This window comes from Niveibacterium sp. COAC-50, from assembly GCF_013184235.1.
GTDB classification, from domain to species: domain Bacteria; phylum Pseudomonadota; class Gammaproteobacteria; order Burkholderiales; family Rhodocyclaceae; genus Niveibacterium; species Niveibacterium microcysteis.
Window position 1 is genome coordinate 234,326 of the sequence record NZ_JABCJM010000002.1, and the last position, 13,808, is coordinate 248,133.

Annotated in this window: 17 protein-coding genes; 8 read left to right on the forward strand and 9 right to left on the reverse strand. The window is 65.3% G+C overall.

The genetic code is table 11. From position 1 onward, the window contains the following. Positions 1-8 precede the first annotated feature (8 nt). From nosZ to HH302_RS08530, 3 genes are all read right to left on the reverse strand, one after another. Complete coding sequence (gene nosZ / locus HH302_RS08520; RefSeq protein ID WP_172201310.1) at positions 9-1,946, reverse strand: TAT-dependent nitrous-oxide reductase; 1,938 nt, start codon at positions 1,944-1,946, stop codon at positions 9-11. 137 nt (positions 1,947-2,083) lie between these two features. Further along, on the reverse strand, positions 2,084-2,614 hold the full coding sequence (locus tag HH302_RS08525) for a response regulator transcription factor (protein ID WP_172201311.1): 531 nt from the start codon (positions 2,612-2,614) through the stop codon (positions 2,084-2,086). After that, positions 2,611-3,852, reverse strand: a complete 1,242-nt coding sequence (locus HH302_RS08530) for a HAMP domain-containing histidine kinase (RefSeq protein WP_172201313.1) — start codon at positions 3,850-3,852, stop codon at positions 2,611-2,613. Before HH302_RS08530 ends, HH302_RS08525 begins: the two co-directional genes overlap by 4 nt. 117 nt (positions 3,853-3,969) lie before the next feature. Here HH302_RS08530 and HH302_RS08535 point away from each other — a divergent pair, with 117 nt between their 5' ends. Genes HH302_RS08535 through HH302_RS08565 form a run of 7 tightly spaced genes read left to right on the forward strand, consistent with a single transcriptional unit; the run spans position 3,970 to position 8,658 of the window. Then, a complete protein-coding gene (locus HH302_RS08535) occupies positions 3,970-4,521 on the forward strand; it encodes a YqgE/AlgH family protein (protein ID WP_172201315.1) in 552 nt (183 codons plus the stop codon). Then, positions 4,521-4,958, forward strand: a complete 438-nt coding sequence (gene ruvX / locus HH302_RS08540) for a Holliday junction resolvase RuvX (RefSeq protein ID WP_172201317.1) — start codon at positions 4,521-4,523, stop codon at positions 4,956-4,958. The genes HH302_RS08535 and ruvX overlap by 1 nt, the downstream gene beginning before the upstream one ends. Beyond that, positions 4,939-5,439, forward strand: a complete 501-nt coding sequence (gene pyrR / locus HH302_RS08545) for a bifunctional pyr operon transcriptional regulator/uracil phosphoribosyltransferase PyrR (RefSeq protein ID WP_172202610.1) — start codon at positions 4,939-4,941, stop codon at positions 5,437-5,439. The genes ruvX and pyrR overlap by 20 nt, the downstream gene beginning before the upstream one ends. After that, a complete protein-coding gene (locus HH302_RS08550) occupies positions 5,432-6,391 on the forward strand; it encodes an aspartate carbamoyltransferase catalytic subunit (RefSeq protein ID WP_172201319.1) in 960 nt (319 codons plus the stop codon). Before pyrR ends, HH302_RS08550 begins: the two co-directional genes overlap by 8 nt. Before the next feature lie 10 nt (positions 6,392-6,401). Then, the gene (locus HH302_RS08555) at positions 6,402-7,676 is read left to right on the forward strand and encodes a dihydroorotase (RefSeq protein WP_172201321.1); all 1,275 of its coding nucleotides are present in this window, start codon (positions 6,402-6,404) and stop codon (positions 7,674-7,676) included. Positions 7,677-7,685: 9 nt separating this feature from the next. Then, on the forward strand, positions 7,686-8,288 hold the full coding sequence (locus tag HH302_RS08560) for a cyclopropane-fatty-acyl-phospholipid synthase family protein (RefSeq protein WP_172201323.1): 603 nt from the start codon (positions 7,686-7,688) through the stop codon (positions 8,286-8,288). Positions 8,289-8,331: 43 nt separating this feature from the next. Beyond that, positions 8,332-8,658, forward strand: a complete 327-nt coding sequence (locus HH302_RS08565) for a nucleotide pyrophosphohydrolase (protein ID WP_172201325.1) — start codon at positions 8,332-8,334, stop codon at positions 8,656-8,658. Positions 8,659-8,673: 15 nt separating this feature from the next. Here HH302_RS08565 and HH302_RS08570 read toward each other — a convergent pair whose 3' ends face one another. From HH302_RS08570 to HH302_RS08595, 6 genes are all read right to left on the reverse strand, one after another. Beyond that, positions 8,674-9,279, reverse strand: coding sequence for a response regulator (locus tag HH302_RS08570; protein WP_172201327.1), 606 nt, complete (start codon positions 9,277-9,279; stop codon positions 8,674-8,676). A 271-nt stretch (positions 9,280-9,550) separates the two neighbouring features. Next, on the reverse strand, positions 9,551-10,171 hold the full coding sequence (pdxH, locus tag HH302_RS08575; protein WP_172202611.1) for a pyridoxamine 5'-phosphate oxidase: 621 nt from the start codon (positions 10,169-10,171) through the stop codon (positions 9,551-9,553). Beyond that, entirely contained in the window at positions 10,168-10,458 is a 291-nt protein-coding gene (locus HH302_RS08580; RefSeq protein WP_172201329.1) for a DUF167 family protein, read from the reverse strand. The genes pdxH and HH302_RS08580 overlap by 4 nt, the downstream gene beginning before the upstream one ends. Next, positions 10,455-11,021 (reverse strand): YggT family protein, encoded by a 567-nt coding sequence (locus tag HH302_RS08585; RefSeq protein ID WP_172201331.1) that lies wholly within the window; start codon positions 11,019-11,021, stop codon positions 10,455-10,457. The genes HH302_RS08580 and HH302_RS08585 overlap by 4 nt, the downstream gene beginning before the upstream one ends. Before the next feature lie 34 nt (positions 11,022-11,055). After that, positions 11,056-11,868 (reverse strand): pyrroline-5-carboxylate reductase, encoded by an 813-nt coding sequence (gene proC, locus HH302_RS08590; protein ID WP_172201333.1) that lies wholly within the window; start codon positions 11,866-11,868, stop codon positions 11,056-11,058. Positions 11,869-11,876: 8 nt separating this feature from the next. Beyond that, complete coding sequence (locus HH302_RS08595; RefSeq protein WP_172201335.1) at positions 11,877-12,584, reverse strand: YggS family pyridoxal phosphate-dependent enzyme; 708 nt, start codon at positions 12,582-12,584, stop codon at positions 11,877-11,879. An 89-nt stretch (positions 12,585-12,673) separates the two neighbouring features. Between HH302_RS08595 and HH302_RS08600 the strand changes: the two genes are divergently transcribed. Then, positions 12,674-13,717, forward strand: a complete 1,044-nt coding sequence (locus HH302_RS08600) for a type IV pilus twitching motility protein PilT (RefSeq protein WP_172201337.1) — start codon at positions 12,674-12,676, stop codon at positions 13,715-13,717. Positions 13,718-13,808 lie beyond the last annotated feature (91 nt).

Below are 13,808 nucleotides of genomic sequence, written 5' to 3' on the forward strand. Positions count from 1 at the left end.
GCGTTCGATCAGGCTTCCACGATCATGCGCGAGCGCATCTCCAGGTGCAGCGCGTGGCAGAAGTGCGTGCAGTAGATCCAGAACACGCCGACCTTGTCCGCCTTGAAGGTGACCGACTTGGTTTCCTGCGGGTTCACGATGAACTGAACGTCGTACTTCGGGATGCCGAAGCCGTGCGTCAGGTCTTCCACGTTGTCGAGGTTGGTCAGGATGATCGTGACCTCGTCGCCCTTCTTCAGCTTGAACTCCTGCAACTGGTACTGCGGCGCGTAGGACGCGATGCGCACCGTGACCTTGTTGCCCTTGCGCTCCACGCCGGAGTCTTCGGCCTTCTTGGTCGCGAGCGGGAAGTCGTCGAGCTGGAAGACCTGCTTGGTCTTGATGATGTCGCGCTTGACGATGATGAAGTCGTGCGGCTCCGGCCAGACCGGGTCGTCGCGCAGCAGGCGCATCTTCTCGCCCGAGATGTCGATGATCTGTTCGTTCTCGGGGTGCAGCGGGCCGACTGGCAGGAAGCGATCCTTCGAGAACTTGCAGCCGACGTTGAGGTACTTGCCGTCCGCTTCCTTGGTCTCCGACATCGAGGCGTTGATGTGACCTGGCTGGTAGTGCACATCGATGCGGTCAACCACATACTTGCTGTTCTTGTCGCCAGCGTAGAACTTGATCGCCGCGTCGATGTTCCACTTCACGACCTGCGAGTCGAGGAACAGCGTGGTGTAGGCATTGCCGCGACCGTCGAAGGCGGTGTGCAGCGGGCCGAGGCCGACTTCCACTTCGGCGACGATGGTCTTCTTGATGTCGTCGAGCTTGCCGTCGAACCACTCGTGCATCTTGGCGATTTCGATCGTGGTCGTCGTCGGCGAGAGTTTGCCGGCGCAGATGAAGTACTTGCCATCGGGCGAAGCATTCACGCCGTGCGGGTTCTTCGGCACCGGCACATACGCGGTCAGCGCGGTCTTCGGATCCTTGTTGGCTTCCTTGGTGCCGTCGACCACAGGCACCTTGCTGTCGCCGTAGGTCTTGAACTTGCCCGCCTTGACCGCTTCCTCGATGCGCGCAACGTGGAAGAACAGGCAGGCGTCCTTCTCGGCGGACATCATGTCCTGGTAGTGCACGCCCATCTCGGTGTTGTACTGGTTGGTCGCCGCAAAAGCGCCGTCGTAGGTAGTCGCAACGAGGTCGCAGTTGCCGTCGATCACCACCTGCCAGCGCACATCCATGGTCTCGGCGTCCACGCAGGTGAACAGCGAGCGGTAGGTCGCCGGATCATCCGAGGTCTTGCCGTTGTTCGGCAGCGGAATCGAGAACTCGGCGCCGCAGAACACACGCGTCGTGCGATTGATTGCCGCATCGACCGGGTCGCGCTTGTCCGGGAAGATGCCGTGGAAGCCCTGAACGTTCGGAATGTCGGTGATCTTGTCGCATTCCATGATGTCCAGGCGGATACGGGCAATGCGCGAATTGAGCTTGTCGTTCACCCACGCATACTTGCCGTCGTAAGTGCCGTCGGCATAGCTGCCGTGCACATGGTGGGTGTCGCCAACGTGGTACAGCGGCGTGCCATCGGGCTTCGTGCCGATGATGGCCTTGGATTCGTTGGTGGTACCCCAGCCGGTCAGCGGATCGGGCGTGAATACGGGAATGCGCTTGATCTGGCGGCCGGACGGCAAACCCAGCACGCGCACGTCGCCGGAGTGACCACCGGACCACAGGCCGTAGTACTCGTCGAGCTGGCCGGGCTTGATCTCGTGTGCATCGCCGCCTTCCGCCGCGGCTGCCTTGGCGGGGGCGGACTGTGCCGGCGTGGCGCCCTGTTCACCCTTGTTGCAACCGGCCAGACCCAAGGTCGCGCTGGCCAGACCAGCCATCGCCGAGCTGCCAAGGAACTTGCGGCGGCTGACGTCGGGGGTGCTCGGCTCCTGGTGTTCCTGCTTCTTGTCCATGTTCTCTCTCCTCCGGAATGGTCGGCGCGGGCCCACGCCGGTGTGGCACGGGTGCGACAATTTGACGCACGGACTCTATGCGCCGCGCGGAGGGAAAAAATTGACTCGCGACAATTTGTCGCAGGCGCCCCGAAGGCTCAGGACTCGGGCGGGCGCGCGAGCTTGCGCTGCAGGGTCCGGCGGTGCATGCCAAGCGCCCGGGCGGTCGCAGAAATGTTGCCGTCCTGCTCGGTCAGCACGCGATTGATGTACTCCCACTCGACCGCATCAACGCGCATCGGCTCATCAATCGCCTCCGCCTCGGCATCGCCTTCGGTGCGATCAAACGCCGCTTCGATTTCTGCGATGCTCGCCGGCTTGGTCAGGTAGTGCGTGGCGCCCAGCTTGATCGCTTCAACCGCGGTGGCGACGCTGGCATAGCCGGTCATCACGACGATGCGGCAATCCGGCTGCGCGGTTGCGAGCGCCTCGACGACTTTCAAGCCCGACCCATCCGGCAACTTCAGGTCCACCACCGCGCAATCGCTCGGCCACTCGCACGCGGCTCGGCAAGCGCCCGCGACATGCATTTCCGCATGGACCTCGTAGCCGCGCCGCTCAAAGGCGCGACACAGCACCTCGGACAAGGAGGGGTCGTCTTCAACGATCAGCAAACGGCGTACGTTCATGGGCTCAGTGCAGCCAGGGGGAGGGTTATCACCAGCTCGGTACCACCGCGGAACGGGCGTGCGTCCAAGCGGCCGCCGAGCCGGGCGATGGTAGCGTGGCTCAACTCGCCATGACTTTGCGTCGGATCACGCATCGCGTCGCGCAGCGCTTCAGGCACACGCGCCCCGCAGTCGCGCACCGCAATCTGCAGACTGTCGGCCTCCACGCGCGCCGCAAGCGACACCGCGGCGGGCGCCAACGACGCGGCATGGTCAAGCAGCCACTGCAGCGTATGGCCGAGGCTTTGTTCAGCCACGACGGTGTGCGCGCTGTCGCAGTCCAGATCCACGCGCACCTGCGGCTGGCGAATACGCCATTGGTCCGCCAGCTCGGCCAGCCAATCAGCCAGCGGCATGCGCCGCGCGTTTCCGCCGCGTGCTACGCCTGCCGCGCTGGCGAGCGTTTCCATGGCCGTGCGGCAACGGGCCAGTTGTCTGCCAAGTTGCGCCACGTCGCCGCGCAGCGCCGCGGGCAGCACGGCGTCAGCCGCCAAGTCCTCAAGCGTGACGCTCATCGTCGCCAGTGGTGTCGCCAGTTCATGCGCGGTTGTGCTCGCCAAGCCCGCCAGTGCAACCAGTCGCTCCTGGTGCAGTACCGCTTCGCGCGCCGCCGCCAACTCGCGTTCGCAGCGTCGCAGCAAGTCCGCCGCACGTGCCAGGAAGCCCGCCAGCAGTGCAGCGGCCGCAACCACTGTCAGCCACATGCCGGCCTGGTGCAGTGTGAACGCGGCGACGCCGTGCACATGGGGTACCGGGCTCGGCAGCAAAGCCTGCACGCAGTAGCTCGCCACCGCGCAGGCGAACATCGCCCAACAGCCAGCACGCGGCAGCAGGTTCGCGCCTAGCGCGATCGGTACCAGATATGCGCCCACTGCGGGGCTCGCCAGCCCGCCGGTCTGCTGCACCAGCACGGATAACGCCAACGTATCCGCAAGCAACTGAAGGAAGAGGCCGCGCGGCGTCAGCCAGGCCACCTGCCGCCTGCGCAGGGCACACAGCGTTGCAAGGTTGAGTGCCAGCAAGGCCAGTCCGGCCAGTGCAACGCCCTCAACCGGAAGGTGCGCGCCGAACAGCCCGAGCGCGGCAAGCACCCAACACACCGCGACAAACAGCCAGCGCAAGCGCACCAACAGCATCAGGCGCGCCTGCGCAGCGGGCTCGAGCGGCGACAGCGTGCGCGGAAGGCAATGGATCGACATGGGGCGCAAGCCTAGCGCCGGCCCCTGCCGCATGCCCTTGAGCGCAAACAATTACGCAAGCGCCACCGCGGTCACTGCACCCGGCGGCACGCCTGATAGAATGAGGGTGTGGAGCCCATGAACCTGACCCATCATTTCCTGATCGCCATGCCCGCCATGGACGATCCGAATTTCGCCCGCACGCTGACCTACATCGCCGAGCACAATGAAGACGGTGCGCTCGGCGTGATCGTCAATCGGCCGATCGACATGACGCTCGGCGAGCTCTTCAGCAAGGTCGACATCGCACTCGAATCGGCCGACCTGGCACAGCGCCCGGTCTACTTCGGCGGCCCGGTGCAGACCGATCGCGGCTTCGTGCTGCATCGGCCGGCCGGCGAGTGGCATTCCTCGCTGAAAGTGAATGACAGCGTGGCCCTGACCAGCTCGAAAGACATTCTCGAATCCCTCGGCGCGAACGGCGAGCCCGGCGAGGTACTGATCTCGCTCGGTTATGCCGGCTGGTCCGCCGGGCAGCTTGAGGACGAGCTCAAGCAGAACGCCTGGCTGACGGTGCCCGCCGACCTGAGCATCATCTTCGATCTGCCGCCCGAAGACCGGCTCGATGCCGCGATGAAACTGCTGGGCGTGGATTTCACCAACCTCTCGGACGTCGCCGGGCACGCCTGATGGCCACGGTGCTCGGATTCGACTTCGGCACCGCCCGCATCGGCGTCGCCGTTGGCGAGACTGAGGTGGGCATCGCCCAGCCGATTCAGGTGATCCAGGGCGAAGCCAACGATGCGCGCTTCGCCGCGATCGCCAAGCTGATCGACGAATGGCGGCCGACCACCCTGGTCGTCGGCCTCCCCGTGCATGTCGATGGCACCGAACACGACATGACGGCGCGCGCGCGCCGTTTTGCCAACCAGCTCAACGGCCGCTTCCGGCTGCCGGTGATGCTGGTCGATGAACGACTTACCTCGCTCGAAGCCGAAGCGATGCTGCGCGAAGCGGGCCACGGCTGGCGCGGACGCAAGCAACACCTCGATGCCGTTGCCGCGCAACGCATTCTGCAAACCTGGTTTGAAAGCTCACATGCCACCGATGACCTTACCGGACGCTGAGCAGCTGATCGCTGCGCTGACGGAGCAGATCCGTCCCCATGTCACCGCCGACACCGCGATGGTCGGCATCCACACCGGCGGGGTGTGGCTCGCCAAACGGCTGCATGCGGCACTCGGCCTGAGCAAACCGCTCGGCGTGATGGACGTTGCCTTCTACCGCGATGACTACGGCAAGAAGGGGCTGCACCCGAGTCCGCGCAAGAGCGAGATCCCCTTCGATGTCGCGGGCGCACCGATCATCCTGGTCGACGATGTGCTCTACACCGGGCGCACCACCCGCGCCGCACTCAACGAGCTGTTCGACTACGGCCGCCCGGCGCGTGTTGACCTCGCGGTGCTGGTCGACCGCGGCGGGCGCGAGCTGCCGGTTGCGCCGCGCTTCGTCGCGCACACGCTGGAAACCCCGCTCGCCCCCACCGATAGCCTGCAACTCGAAGAGGCCGGCGAAGGCGCACTGACCCTGAGGCTGATCCATGCTTAACCCGCAACTGACCAAGGACGGCAAGCTCGCGCACCTGCTGACGCTGGAAGGCCTGCCCAAGAGCATCCTCACCGATATCCTCGATATCGCGGCGCCGTTCACCGAGGTCGCCGAGCGCGAGGTCAAGAAGCTGCCGCTCTTGCGCGGCAAGAGCGTGTTCAACGTGTTCTTCGAGAACAGCACACGCACCCGCACCACTTTCGAGATCGCTGCCAAGCGGTTGTCGGCCGACGTGATCAACCTGAACGTGTCCACCAGCTCGACGAGCAAGGGCGAGACCCTGCTCGACACGGTGGACAACCTCTGCGCGATGGGCGCGGACATGTTCGTGATGCGGCACGCATCGAGCGGTGCGCCCTACCTGCTCGCCCAGCACCTGCGCGCCACCGGGCGCGACCACATCAGCGTGGTCAACGCCGGCGACGGGCGCCATGCGCACCCGACGCAGGGCCTGCTCGACATGTACACGATCCGCCACTACAAAAAGGACTTCACCAACCTGACGGTGGCAGTGGTGGGCGATGTGCTGCATTCGCGCGTGGCACGCTCCGAGATCGCCGCGCTGACCACGCTGGGCGTGCCGGAAGTGCGTGTGATCGGCCCGAAGACCCTGCTGCCGACCGACGTCGAACGCATGGGCGTGCGCGTCTTCCACGACATGCGCGAGGGCCTCAAGGGCGTCGATGTGGTGATGATGCTGCGCTTGCAGAACGAGCGCATGCAGGGCGCGCTGCTGCCTTCCAGCCAGGAGTACTTCAAGGTCTGGGGCCTGACTCCCGAAAAGCTTGCACTCGCCAAACCGGACGCGATCGTGATGCACCCGGGCCCGATGAACCGCGGCGTCGAGATCGACTCAGCCGTCGCCGATGGCGGCAATGCGGTGATCCTGCCGCAGGTGACTTTCGGCATTGCGGTGCGGATGGCCGTGATGAGCATGCTGGCCGGACACTGAGACCAAGACGATGAAGATCCAGATTGCCAACGGCCGTGTCGTTGATCCGGCCCACAAGCTCGATACCCAGCAAGACGTGTTCATTGCCGACGACAAGATCGTCGCGCTCGGCGCCGCGCCGGCCGGCTTCACCGCGGACCGCGTGATCGACGCGCGCGGCCTGGTCGTAGCACCCGGCCTGGTCGACCTCTCCGCACGCCTGCGCGAGCCGGGTTTCGAATACCGCGCGACCCTTGAATCAGAGATGCAGGCCGCGATGGCCGGTGGCGTCACCAGCCTCGCCTGCCCGCCCGACACCGACCCGGCGCTGGACGAGCCGGGCCTCGTCGAAATGCTGTGTCACCGCGCACGCAAGCTCAACTGCGCGCACGTCTATCCGGTCGGCGCGCTGACCGCGGGCCTCAAGGGCGAACGGCTGACCGAGATGGCGGAGCTGACCGAGGCCGGCTGCGTCGCATTCGGCCAGGCCAACACGCCGATGAAGGACAACCTGGTGCTGCTGCGCGCAATGCAGTACGCCTCCACCTTCGGCTATCGCGTCTGGCTGCAGCCGCTCGATCCCTACATGTCGCGAGGCGTTGCGCATGACGGCGAAGTCGCGTCGCGCTTCGGCCTGACCGGCATCCCGGTCGAAGCCGAGACCGTGGCACTCGCCACGCAACTGCAGCTCGCGAAGACCACCGGCGTGAAGCTGCACATCACCCGCCTGTCGTCTGCCGCTGGCCTCGACCTGATCCGCCGCGCACGCGCGGAGGGGCTGGACGTCACCTGCGACGTCAGCGCGCACCACCTGCACCTGTGCGACATCGACATCGGCTTCTTCAATCCGCTCACGCATCTGGTGCCGCCACTGCGCGCCCAGCGCGACCGCGAAGCACTGCGCGCAGCGCTGGCGAATGGCGAGATCGACGCGGTGTGTTCCGACCACACGCCGGTGGACGACGACGAGAAGCAGATGCCTTTCGCCGAAGCCGCACCGGGCGCCACCGGCCTCGAACTGCTGCTGCCGCTGACGCTCAAGTGGGGCGCGGAGATGAAGCTGCCGCTGCTGACCGCGCTGTCACGCGTCACCGCCGACGCCGCCCGCATCATGGGCATCACCAAGGGCGGCCATCTCGGCGTTGGCGCCCGCGCCGACGTGTGCATCTTCGATGCCGAAGCGCACCGTACCGTCACCCGCGAAAGTTTGCGCAGCCAGGGCAAGAACACGCCCTTCCTCGGCTACGAACTGCCGGGTGTCGTGAAGCACACGCTGGTCGAAGGCCGCGTGATGTTCGGCGGCTGAGCGCACGCGATGCAACATCGCTTCTGGGACGAGCGCTACGGCCGGCCGGGCTACTTCTACGGTACCGAGCCGAACGACTTCCTGCGCGCGCAGGCGGCCGCGCTGCCGATCGGCGAGGTGCTGTGCATCGGCGAAGGCGAAGGCCGCAACGCACTGCACCTGGCGCGGCTGGGGCATCGCGTCACCGCGGTGGATCAGTCCGAAGTCGGCATGGCCAAATTGCGCGAACGCGCTGCGGCAGAGCAGCTGGCGGTCGAGGCGATGGTCGCGGATCTGGCCGAGTTCGATTTCGGCGCAGCACGCTGGACGGCCATCGTGTCGATCTTCTGCCATCTGCCAAGCGCGCTGCGCGTCGATGTGCATCGCCGCGCCGCACACGCGCTGGCGCCCGGCGGGCGCATCATCCTTGAGGCCTACACGCCACGCCAACTGAACTACGGCACCGGCGGGCCAAGCGACCCGGACATGCTGTGCGAAGCGGAGGCGCTGCGCGCCGAACTCGCGCCGCTGACGTTCGATCACCTGATCGAGCTCGAACGCGAGGTCATCGAAGGCCCCGCCCACAACGGCCTTGCGTCGGTGGTGCAGCTCGTCGCGCGGCGGCCAGGATGACACCCCACACGCTCACTACGTTCACGGCCCGTCGCCTACCGCCATGAAACTGATCGACACCGCGGCACTGGAGACGCGCCTCGCCGACTTCGCGCGCGAACGCGACTGGGACCGCTTCCATAACCCGCGCAACCTGATCCTCGCGCTCACCGGCGAGGTTGGCGAGCTGGCCGAGATCTTCCAGTGGCTCACCGACGCGCAGGCCGAGGCAATCATGCAGGGGGACGAGGCCGAGCATGTACGGCAGGAGGTCGCCGACGTGCTGCTCTACCTGATGCGGCTGGCGATGGTCTTGAAGATCGACGTGGATGCTGCCGTGCGCGACAAGATCGCGCTCAACGCGAAGAAATATCCGCCGCTGGCTGAGTAGCGGCTCGCGCGGGGCTCAGGCTCCGCCAAGCAGTGTCGGCGCGCCGTGCTCGACGTTCCAGGTCAGTTCGCTCAGCTGCGTCAGCGCCGCCACACGGCGCAGCAGTTCGCGGTCGTTCCACGGCTTCTGGAAGATGCCGAATACGCCCTCGCAGTCCCGCACCCGGCCCTGCAGGGCTTCGTGCCCGGTGATGGCGATGATCGGTAGTTGTTCGGTCGCGAGACTACCCTGGACCGACGCGATCAGCTCGAAACCATCCATGCGCGGCATTTCAAGGTCGGTAATCATCAGATGGAAGCGCTCACGGGCCAGCGCTTCTTCCGCCTCTACCCCGTCCTGCGCCAGCGTCACGCGGTAGCCCGCCAGTTGCAGCAACTTGGCAAGCTTGGCGCGAACAACCGCCGAATCATCGACGACCAGGATCGATCTTTGGCGCGATGGCGCCTCGGGGCGCTCGCGCTGCTCGGCCGGTGTCAGCGGCTGCGTGCGAAAAATCGGTGCAGAACAGAAGAAGACCAGCGCGAGCCCCATCAACACCGCGATGAGGTAGCCGTAGCTCGACACGATGTCCGCGAACACGTTCCAGCTCTCCAACCATGCGCCCGAGAATACGTTGAGCATTGAATCGACCTCTGTGCGTCGCGCCGGCGGCGTGAAACTCTGACAAAAACGCCTAAATCATGGGCGCGTTCACGCGCGCGCGAAATGCCGTTCGCATTCCTGGGCGCGAAGCAGGTCACATTCGACTTCAATTCTTTCTATATGGGCCTGAGCGGAAGGCGAGTACCGGCGGCGGCGCAGGCAGCGCGGCGACCGAAGTCCCGCGCTTTGGAAACGCGAAAACCGGCGCAATCCGTCGATCGCCGCACGCCTGAGCGCTATCGCCCGCGCATCAGGGAAACAGCGGCGTACCTTTCCAGCTACCGTCTGCCTGCCGTTCGAGGCGAACGCGGTCATGGAGCCGGAAGGCGCCGGCTTTCCAGAATTCGATCACCTGCGGCGCAACGCGGAAACCGGACCAGAATTCCGGCCGCGGAATCTCGCCGATGCCGAACTTGAGCGCGAACGCAGCAACACGCTTTTCCAGCTCCCAGCGCCCTTCCATCGGCTGAGACTGTTTAGAGGCCCATGCGCCGATGCGCGAGTCACGTGCACGGCTGGCAAAGTAGGCGTCCGCCTCTTCCTTGCTGACTGGCGTGATCGTTCCCTGCACGCGGACCTGGCGCTGCAGGCTCTTCCAGTGGAACAGCAGCGCCGCCTTGGGGTGCGCGGCCAGCTCGCGCGCCTTCTGGCTCCCGAGGTTGGTGTAGAAGACGAAACCCTGCTCGTCGAAATCCTTCAGCAACACCATGCGGCAGGAGGGCATGCCGTCCTCGCCCACGGTGGACAGGGCCATCGCGTTCGGATCGTTCGGTTCGTTTGCGGTGGCCTCGGCCAGCCACTCGCCGAAGAGCGTAAAGGGGTTGTCGACTGCGATGCTCACAGCAGCGTCTCCGTTTCGGTATTCACTCAGTGTTCGGTAAGGCGCGCGAGACGCGCCGGATCTGCGTCAGTCACTCGCACGCGCTTCTGGCGCGACGTGGCGCCGGATTCCAGGCTGACCGAGCGCTTGGCAACGCCCAGCGTGGTCGCGATGAAGGCCAGCAGCGCCTCGTTCGCCTTGCCATCCACCGGGGGCGCAGCCAGGCGGATCTTCAGCGCCTCGCCGTGCAGCCCAGCGATTTCGGTTCGCTTGGCGCCGGGCTGGATATGCAGCGCCAGCAAGGCGCTGCCATCGTTGCAGAGCGTCAGCCAGCTCACATCAGTGCGAGGCTGGCGGGTGCCAGGCTTGCCAGCAGGTACACCAGCACCTGCAGGACCAGCAGCAGCACCAGCGGTGACAGATCCACTCCGCCGATCGGCGGCATTCGGCGCTGCAAGGGCAGCAGGAACGGGCGGCACAGTCCATTCACCAGCGGCGCGATCGGCGCGCGAGGATTCACCCAGGACAGCACCGCCGCGACGATCACCACCATCATGATCAGCCGCACCAGGCTGATCATGAACGCCACACTGCCGGTCAGAAGCACCGTGCCGATCAGCGCAGCCGGATCGGCGAAGACGCCTTTGAGTAGCAACACCGCGGCGATGACCAGACATTCGATCAGCCAGGCCGGCACGATGCACGACAGATCCAGCCCGCTGCGCGAACCGAACAGCTTCTGCATCGGCACGACGACCCAGTCCGTCGTCGCGAGAATGAAATGCCCGAGCGGGTTGATGAAGGAGAGCCGCTGCCAGCGCATCAGGGCGCGGACGAGCAGCAGGGATGTGATGAAGCTCCCGACGGCGTTCAGAACCAGAATGACCAGACCCGCAAACATCGTTGTGTATCTCCTTTGCGTTGTGCGGGGGGAATCAATCGCGCCCGAGTTCGTCGCCGAGCTCGCGACCGCGCGCGTCGGCGGCGGCCAGCGCCCGTGCGATCAGGCCTTTGAAGTCATCCTGCTCCATCGACGCGAGTGCCGCGGCGGTGGTGCCGCCTTTCGACGTGACCCGCGCGCGCAGCGTGGCCGCGTCATCCTCACTCGCCGCCGCAAGTTTGGCAGCGCCCAGCACGGTATCGATGGCCAGCGCCCGAGCCACCTCGCGCGACAGGCCAATCGCCTCGCCGCCCTCGATCAGCGCCTCGATGAAATAGAAGACATAGGCCGGGCCGCTGCCAGATAAGGCCGTCACGGCATCAACCTGAGGCTCGCTGTTCAGCCACGCAACCGAGCCGACCGCACCCAGGATGCGTGCCGCGGCATCGCGTTCGTCCGCCGTGACGCTCGTGTCGGCGAAGAGGCCGGCGGCACCCGCACCCACCAGGGCCGGGGTGTTCGGCATCGCACGCACGATTCGGCGATAGCCGCCAAGCCAGCGCACCAGCGCATCGACACGGATGCCGGCGGCGATACTCAGCACCAGTTGCGTCGTCAGTTGGCCGGCAATCGGCGCGAGCGCCTTGCGCATGCTTTGCGGCTTCACCGCCAAGACCAGCACGTCGCACGCAAGCGCTTGCGCATCAACGCGATCAGCAGTGCGCACACCGAAACGCGTTTCAAGCCCCTTGCGGGCATCGGCATTGAGGTCAATCGCCTGCAGGTCGCTCGCCGCGAAGCCGCGTTCGATCAGGCCGCCGATCAACGCGGCCGCCATGTTGCCGCCGCCAAGGAAGGTGATGCGCATAGGGTTCTCTATGGAGTCGATTCAGTAAGAGGGGTGCGAGTGCCGAAAATGGCCGTGCCAATGCGCACGACCGTCGCGCCTTCGGCGATCGCAAGGTCAAGATCGGCCGACATGCCCATCGACAGCGTATCCAGCCCCAACGCAAAGGTTTCGTTCAACTGGTCGCGCAGCGTACGCAGCAGCGCGAAACGGCTGCGAAGCAGGCCTTCGTCCTCGGTAGGCTCCGGTATCGCCATCAGGCCGCGAAGCCGCAGTTGCGGCAGAAGCGAGACTGCGCGGGCAAGTTCGATCACCTCGCCGGGAGCAACGCCGGATTTCGAGGCCTCGCCACTGACGTTCACCTGGATGCAGATGTTGAGCGGCGCGTGATGCGGCGCGCGCTGTTCGGACAGGCGCTGCGCGATCTTCAGGCGGTCGACCGAATGCACCCAATCGAAATGGGTGGCCACCAGGCGGCTCTTGTTGCTCTGCAGCGGGCCGATGAAGTGCCACTCCAGACCCAGCGCAGCGAGCTGTTCAACCTTGGCGCAACCTTCCTGAACGTAGTTCTCGCCAAAGGCGCGCTGGCCTTCTGCGGCGGCCTCGACAACCGCATCCGCCGGGAAGGTTTTGCTGACGGCGAGCAGGCGCACTTCGGCCGGATCGCGGCCGGCACGAAGGCAGGCAGACTCGATCCTTGCGCGAACTGCTTGCAGATTGGCCGAAAGGGCTGTCATATAATCGTTTCGAGTCATTCGACCGGGCTGGCCAAGTATAGCAGCGCGCTTGGCGCCCACTGTCTGCGCCCCGCTTCCAGAGAGACGCCATGGATATCACCGAACTGCTTGCCTTCGCGGTCAAGAACAAGGCCTCCGACTTACATCTATCGGCCGGCCTGCCGCCGATGATCCGGGTCCACGGCGACGTGCGTCGGATCAACCTGCCGCCCATGGAGCACAAGGAAGTGCACGCCATGGTGTACGACATCATGAACGACTCGCAGCGCAAGCAGTACGAGGACGTGTGGGAGACCGACTTCTCCTTCAACGTGCCCAACCTTGCGCGTTTCCGGGTCAACGCCTTCAACCAGGACCGCGGCGCAGCCGCCGTGTTCCGGACGATTCCGTCCAAGGTGCTGACGCTCGAAGAGCTCGAATGCCCGAAGATCTTCAAGGACATTTCTCAGAACCCGCGCGGCATCGTGCTGGTGACCGGGCCGACCGGCTCGGGAAAGTCGACGACGCTCGCGGCGATGATCGACTTCGTCAATGAGAACGAATACGGCCACATCCTCACGATCGAGGATCCGATCGAATTCGTGCACGAATCCAAGCGCAGCCTGATCAACCAGCGCGAAGTGTCGCGCGACACGCAGTCGTTCAACAACGCGCTGCGTTCCGCGCTGCGTGAAGATCCGGACGTGATCCTGGTCGGTGAATTGCGCGACCTGGAAACCATCCGCCTCGCGCTGACCGCCGCCGAAACCGGCCACCTCGTGTTCGGCACGCTGCATACCTCGTCGGCCGCAAAGACGATCGACCGTATCATCGACGTGTTCCCGGCGGCGGAAAAGGAGATGGTCCGTGCGATGCTGTCCGAATCGCTGCGCGCGGTGATCTCGCAGACGCTGCTGAAGAAAAAGGACGCCACCGGCCGCGTCGCCGCGCATGAAATCATGATCGGCACACCTGCGATCCGTAACCTGATCCGCGAGGCGAAGATCGCGCAGATGTACTCGCAGATCCAGACCGGCCAGCAATACGGCATGCAGACGCTGGACCAGTGCCTGCAGGAGCTCGTGAAGCGCAACATCGTAAGCACGGCCGAAGCCCGCCTGCGCGCCGCAAACAAAGACAACTTCCCCGGCTGATACGCATGCATAGGCCCGCTGCGCAAACCGATCTCGAAACTGTGCTGCTTGCCGTACCGGATGTACGGCGGCGCTGCGCGTTTCGACCTCG

What these genes read in the sequence shown, in the direction of transcription:
- nosZ (WP_172201310.1), bottom strand. Translation starts at nt 1,946, where the DNA reads ATGGACAAGAAGCAGGAACACCAGGAGCCGAGCACCCCCGACGTCAGC.
- HH302_RS08525 (WP_172201311.1), bottom strand. Translation starts at nt 2,614, where the DNA reads ATGAACGTACGCCGTTTGCTGATCGTTGAAGACGACCCCTCCTTGTCC.
- HH302_RS08530 (WP_172201313.1), bottom strand. Translation starts at nt 3,852, where the DNA reads ATGTCGATCCATTGCCTTCCGCGCACGCTGTCGCCGCTCGAGCCCGCT.
- HH302_RS08535 (WP_172201315.1), top strand. Translation starts at nt 3,970, where the DNA reads ATGAACCTGACCCATCATTTCCTGATCGCCATGCCCGCCATGGACGAT.
- ruvX (WP_172201317.1), top strand. Translation starts at nt 4,521, where the DNA reads ATGGCCACGGTGCTCGGATTCGACTTCGGCACCGCCCGCATCGGCGTC.
- pyrR (WP_172202610.1), top strand. Translation starts at nt 4,939, where the DNA reads ATGACCTTACCGGACGCTGAGCAGCTGATCGCTGCGCTGACGGAGCAG.
- HH302_RS08550 (WP_172201319.1), top strand. Translation starts at nt 5,432, where the DNA reads ATGCTTAACCCGCAACTGACCAAGGACGGCAAGCTCGCGCACCTGCTG.
- HH302_RS08555 (WP_172201321.1), top strand. Translation starts at nt 6,402, where the DNA reads ATGAAGATCCAGATTGCCAACGGCCGTGTCGTTGATCCGGCCCACAAG.
- HH302_RS08560 (WP_172201323.1), top strand. Translation starts at nt 7,686, where the DNA reads ATGCAACATCGCTTCTGGGACGAGCGCTACGGCCGGCCGGGCTACTTC.
- HH302_RS08565 (WP_172201325.1), top strand. Translation starts at nt 8,332, where the DNA reads ATGAAACTGATCGACACCGCGGCACTGGAGACGCGCCTCGCCGACTTC.
- HH302_RS08570 (WP_172201327.1), bottom strand. Translation starts at nt 9,279, where the DNA reads ATGCTCAACGTATTCTCGGGCGCATGGTTGGAGAGCTGGAACGTGTTC.
- HH302_RS08585 (WP_172201331.1), bottom strand. Translation starts at nt 11,021, where the DNA reads ATGTTTGCGGGTCTGGTCATTCTGGTTCTGAACGCCGTCGGGAGCTTC.
- proC (WP_172201333.1), bottom strand. Translation starts at nt 11,868, where the DNA reads ATGCGCATCACCTTCCTTGGCGGCGGCAACATGGCGGCCGCGTTGATC.
- HH302_RS08595 (WP_172201335.1), bottom strand. Translation starts at nt 12,584, where the DNA reads ATGACAGCCCTTTCGGCCAATCTGCAAGCAGTTCGCGCAAGGATCGAG.
- HH302_RS08600 (WP_172201337.1), top strand. Translation starts at nt 12,674, where the DNA reads ATGGATATCACCGAACTGCTTGCCTTCGCGGTCAAGAACAAGGCCTCC.